The sequence below is a fragment of the Brooklawnia sp. genome (assembly GCF_032229645.1).
In the GTDB taxonomy this organism is placed as follows: Bacteria; Actinomycetota; Actinomycetes; order Propionibacteriales; family Propionibacteriaceae; genus Brooklawnia.
The window spans coordinates 1-5,127 of sequence record NZ_JAVTWX010000112.1 but is presented as its reverse complement, the minus strand read 5'-3'; the positions used below and the strand labels follow the sequence as shown (position 1 = coordinate 5,127).

The following is a 5,127-nucleotide window of genomic DNA, read 5'->3' as shown; positions in this document are numbered from 1 at the left end:
AGGCCGGGGCGACCGCCGACATCGAGATGGCCTACACCCTGGCCGACGGCGTGGAGTACATCCGCGCCGGTGAGTCGGTGGGCCTGAAGGTCGATCAGTTCGCTCCGCGGCTGTCGTTCTTCTGGGCGATCGGTAAGAACTTCTTCATGGAAGTGGCGAAGATGCGCGCGGCCCGCATGCTGTGGGCTCGCCTGGTGCGCCAGTTCGATCCGAAGAACCCGAAGTCGATGAGCCTGCGCACCCACTCGCAGACTTCCGGATGGTCGTTGACCGCCCAGGATGTCTACAACAACGTGGTGCGTACCTGCATCGAGGCCATGGGCGCAACCCAGGGTCACACCCAGTCGCTGCACACCAACGCGCTCGATGAAGCCATCGCACTGCCGACCGATTTCTCGGCTCGTATTGCCCGTAACACCCAGCTGTTCTTGCAGCAGGAGTCGGGCACCTGCCGCAGCGTCGACCTGTGGGCGGGTTCGGCCTACGTCGAGAGCCTGACTCAGCAACTGGCCTATAAGGGCTGGGATCTGATCCAGGAAGTCGAGCAGGCCGGTGGCATGACCAAGGCCATCGAGGCAGGCATCCCGAAGATGCGTATCGAGGAAGCGTCCGCGCGTACTCAGGCACGTATCGACTCGGGTCGCCAGCCGATCATCGGGATCAACAAGTACGTCTTGGATCAAGAAGATCCGCTCGACGTGCTGAAGATCGACAACCGCGAGGTGCGCGCACAGCAGATCGCCAAGCTTGAGAAGCTGCGTGCCGAGCGCGATTCCGAGGCTTGCAAGAAGGCTTTGGAGACCATCACCTGGGCGGCTGCCAATCCCGATCCGACCGATCCCGATCGCAACCTGCTGAAGCTGTGCATCGACGCTGGCCGCGCCGGTGCCTCGGTGGGCGAGATGTCGGACGCTCTGGAGAATGTGTTCGGGCGCTACACCGCGCAGATTCGGACGATCTCCGGGGTCTACTCGAAGGAGTCCGGAAGGAGTGCCGCGATGGAGGAGTCGCATGCCCTCGTCGAGGAGTTCGAGGAGCTCGAGGGTCGTCGTCCGCGTATCCTGATCGCCAAGATGGGTCAGGATGGTCACGACCGCGGCCAGAAGGTGATCGCAACCGCCTTCGCCGATCTCGGCTTCGATGTCGATGTAGGCCCCCTGTTCCAGACCCCGGAGGAGGCTGCGCGGCAGGCGATCGAGGGCGATGTTCACGTCGTCGGTGTTTCGTCGCTGGCTGCCGGTCACCTCACGCTGGTTCCGGCACTACGCAAGGAACTCGACAGCCAGGGTCGTCAGGACATCATGATCGTCGTCGGTGGCGTCATCCCCGAGCAGGACTTCCAGGAACTGCTGGATGACGGCGCCGTGGCGATCTATCCGCCGGGTACCAACATTCCGGAATGCGCAAAGGATCTGCTGCAGTCGATGATCGCCTCGGCGCGGGACGGTAATGCCTAAACCGATCAATGTCGCGGCACTGATTGATGGTGTCAAGGGTGGTAACCGGGCCGCATTGGCCCGGGCCATCACCCTTGTGGAGTCCCGCAAGCCGGCGCATCGGGCGCTGGCGCGGGAACTCCTGCGCGAAGTCACTCCGCTTTCGGGCAAGGCGATCCGCCTGGGTTTGTCTGGTGTACCAGGAGCAGGCAAATCGACTTTCATCGATGCGCTGGGCTGCCAGCTGATCGATGAGGGTCACAAGATCGCGGTGCTGGCGGTCGACCCGACCAGCTCGGTCTCCGGTGGCTCTGTGCTCGGTGACCGCACCCGGATGGGCGCGTTGGCACAATCGGACGAGGCCTTCATCCGGCCGTCACCGACCGGACTTCACCTGGGCGGTGTGGCCAGGGCCACCCGTGAGGCGATGCTGCTGGTCGAGGCCGCCGGCTATGACGTCGTCATCGTCGAGACGGTCGGCGTCGGTCAGTCCGAGGTCGCCGTGCAGGGCATGGTCGACACCTATCTGATCCTCATGCTGGCCCGTTCTGGTGACCAGTTGCAGGGCATCAAGAAGGGCATCTTGGAACTCGCGCATGTGATCGCCGTCAACAAGGCGGACGGGGACAATGCGGGCGAGGCTCGAGTGACTGCCCGCGAGCTTTCCATCGCGATGAAGTTGGTCGCCACCGATGCGGATCGTCGCGTCCCGGTGCTGACCTGTTCCGCGTTGAACAAGATCGGGCTCTCCGAGGTCTGGCACGCCGTGCTGGATCATCGTGAATATCTCGAATCGAAATACGGTCTGTCGAATTACCGCGCTGCTCAGCAGGTCGAGTGGATGTGGAGTCAGACCGAGGCCGCTGTGATGGATACATTGCACAGTACCCACAGCATGCGATTGCTGACGCGTGACCTGGAGTCTCAGGTGCGTGCCGGGCATCTGAATGCGATGGACGCGTCTGCTGAGGTGCTACGAGCCTTCGCCGCGCAGGTACCCCAAATGGACTGGGCTCAGCCGGAAACCCGGTAACAAGACCTTACAGAGTGAAGCGGGGCCCGGTGGTCGAGGGCCCCGCTTCACTCTGTGTGTTCGGCTTGGCTCATGGGATCAGGCCTTCCGGAATGATGCCGGTAAACGCCAAGGTGAGCAGGACGAGACCGACAATGACGGCCAGCCAGTCCTCGCTGATGGAGAACTTCCCGGCTGCATCAGGCTGGTCTATTAAGTGTGTCGAATTGGCCGGCCCAGCCGGCGACGGTTTTTCCAGCGGGCCGCGAATTTGGGTTGTAGTCGGGCATGCGGGATAGCTCAGGTGAATATGTTATCGTCGATTCATGATGACGCCCGGGTGTGGCATTGAATTCTGTGGCGGCGCGCTACGCGCCCGCTGTTGTTGCGCCCGCTGATTGCCCTCATCCCCCCTTCTCAAACCCCAGACGGGTTCAGCCACCGACCGGTGCCGCAGGCACCGTTGTCGGCAAATTCTGTGAGGAAATCATGACGACTACCACGAACCGACCCCAGCGATCCGAAGGACAATGGGCGATCGACGGGCGAGCGCCCCTCAACCCCAACGAGGTCTTCAAGGAGGCCGACAACCCGTTGCATGTGCGTGAGCGCATCGAGCGGATCTATGCGCGGGAGGGCTTCGACTCGATTCCCGACGATGAGCTGCACGGCCGGATGCGCTGGTGGGGGATCTACACCCAGCGCAAGCCAGGGGTCGATGGCGGCCGAACGGCCAGCATGACCCCCGAGGAGCTGTCCGACCGCTACTTCATGATGAGAGTGCGTCTTGATGGCGGGGCGATCACGCTTCGCCAGTTGAGGACGCTGGCCGACATCTCGGACGAGTTCGCGCGCGGCACGGCCGATATCACCGACCGGCAGAACATCCAGTATCACTGGATACGCATCGAGGATGTGCCCGAGATCTGGCGGCGCCTGGAGGCGGCGGGCATGCGTACGACAGAGGCCTGCGGTGATTCGCCGCGAGTCATTCTCGGCTCGCCGGTGGCAGGCGTCAGCGCCGAGGAGATCATCGATCCCACCCCGGTCATCCGCGAGATCGTGAAGAAGTACATCGGGGACGAGGAACTCTCGAATCTGCCGCGCAAGTTCAAGTCGGCCATCACGGGCCATCCAAGTCTCGATGTGCTGCATGAGCTCAACGACATCTCGCTGGTCGGAGTCGTGCACCCCGAACTGGGCCCCGGCTACGACCTGTGGGTCGGTGGTGGGTTGTCGGTTGCGCCACGGCTGGCCGAGCGTCTCGGCGCTTTCGTGCGTCCCGATCAAGCCGCCGAGGTTTGGTATGCGACGATCCGGCTGTTCCGCGATTACGGCTACCGACGGCTTCGCGCCAAGGCCCGCCTGAAGTTCTTGCTGGCGGCATGGGGGCCGGAGAAGTTCAGGCAGGTTCTCGAGACCGAGTATCTGGGGTATGCCCTGGCCGATGGACCCGCTCCGGCGCCGTCCACGCTGCCAGCCGATCACATCGGTGTTCACCGGCAGAAGAACGGACGCCACTATGTCGGGCTGGCGCCCACCGTCGGCCGGGTTTCCGGCAGCATCTTGCGCGGGCTGGCGGATGCGGCCGAGGCGGCCGGTGGCAGGCGGATCAGGTTCACCCCGCATCAGAAGGTGCTCGTGCTCGACGTGCCGAAGCGCGGTCTGGAGACGCTGATCGACGAGGCCGCCAGGCTCGGCCTCTCGGTGAATCCGAGCCCATTTCGGCGCGCGACCATGGCCTGCACGGGCATCGAGTACTGCAAGTTCGCATTCGTTGAGACCAAGGCGAGCGCGGCGGCGCTGATCGCCGAACTCGAGCACAGACTCCAGGATGTGACGCTCGACCCGCCGATCACGCTGCACGTCAATGGCTGCCCGAACTCGTGCGCGCGCATCCAGGTTGCCGATATCGGTCTCAAAGGCCAACTGCAGAAGAATGCCGACGGCACCGATGCCTTTGCTTTCCAAGTCTTCTTGGGCGGCGGGCTGGCGTCCGTGGAACGCGACGACGCCGGACTGGGGCGTACCGTGCGCGGGCTGAAGGTGACGGCTGACGATCTGGCGGACTATGTCGAGCGCATCACCCGGCGCTTCCTGGCCGACCGGGAGCCGAGTGAAACGTTCGCCGATTGGGCGCACCGCGCGGCCGACGACGACCTTCGCTGAGTTACTGAGGGGCGTCCTTGGGCGCGACCGCGAAAGTGGTGGCTACCGCCTGAACGCAGTAGCCACCACTGCCTCAGGTATCAGGCCGTGCGCTCCAGGGGAAGGTCTTGCGCGTCTTCGAATCTGCGTCCGAAAACGGTGTGGCCACGCACCATGCCTGCTGCGAGAGTGTGCGCCGTCTGAGGATCGATCAGCAGAAACTCGCCGCCGCCGCGGTTGCTTCCATAGTCTTCCGCGAGGATCGGCGCCGCCAGGCGCAAGCTGACCCGTCCGATCTCATTGAGGGACAGCGTCCCGGCCTCGACGGCGGAAGCCGTTTCGAGGTCGAGGCGGCTGCGCACCTCCCGCACTATCGCCTGCACGGTACGGGTGGAGTGCTTCAGCAGCACCCGCTGACCCTTACGCAGCGGAGAGCTGTCCATCCAGCACAGCGTGCCGTCGATAGCCACGGTGGGTTCGGGTGCGTCATCGGCCGAGCTGATCAAGGCCCCGCGAGCCAGATCGAACTCG

The 5,127-nt window shown here is 63.9% G+C and carries 3 protein-coding genes and 1 pseudogene; 3 read left to right on the top strand and 1 reads right to left on the bottom strand.

Annotated features, from left to right (window positions below):
- From AAFP05_RS08310 to AAFP05_RS08300, 3 genes are all read left to right on the top strand, one after another.
- Positions 1–1,457 (top strand): methylmalonyl-CoA mutase family protein (locus tag AAFP05_RS08310; RefSeq protein ID WP_341729390.1); only part of this gene is annotated, 1,457 nt, incomplete at its 5' end.
- Positions 1,450–2,469, top strand: coding sequence for a methylmalonyl Co-A mutase-associated GTPase MeaB (gene meaB, locus AAFP05_RS08305; RefSeq protein WP_341729389.1), 1,020 nt, complete (start codon positions 1,450–1,452; stop codon positions 2,467–2,469). The genes AAFP05_RS08310 and meaB, both read left to right, overlap by 8 nt.
- 468 nt (positions 2,470–2,937) lie before the next feature.
- The gene (locus AAFP05_RS08300) at positions 2,938–4,617 is read left to right on the top strand and encodes a nitrite/sulfite reductase (RefSeq protein ID WP_341729388.1); all 1,680 of its coding nucleotides are present in this window, start codon (positions 2,938–2,940) and stop codon (positions 4,615–4,617) included.
- 80 nt (positions 4,618–4,697) lie between these two features.
- Here AAFP05_RS08300 and AAFP05_RS08295 read toward each other — a convergent pair.
- A pseudogene (locus AAFP05_RS08295) lies at positions 4,698–5,127 on the bottom strand (hypothetical protein); the annotation flags it as partial.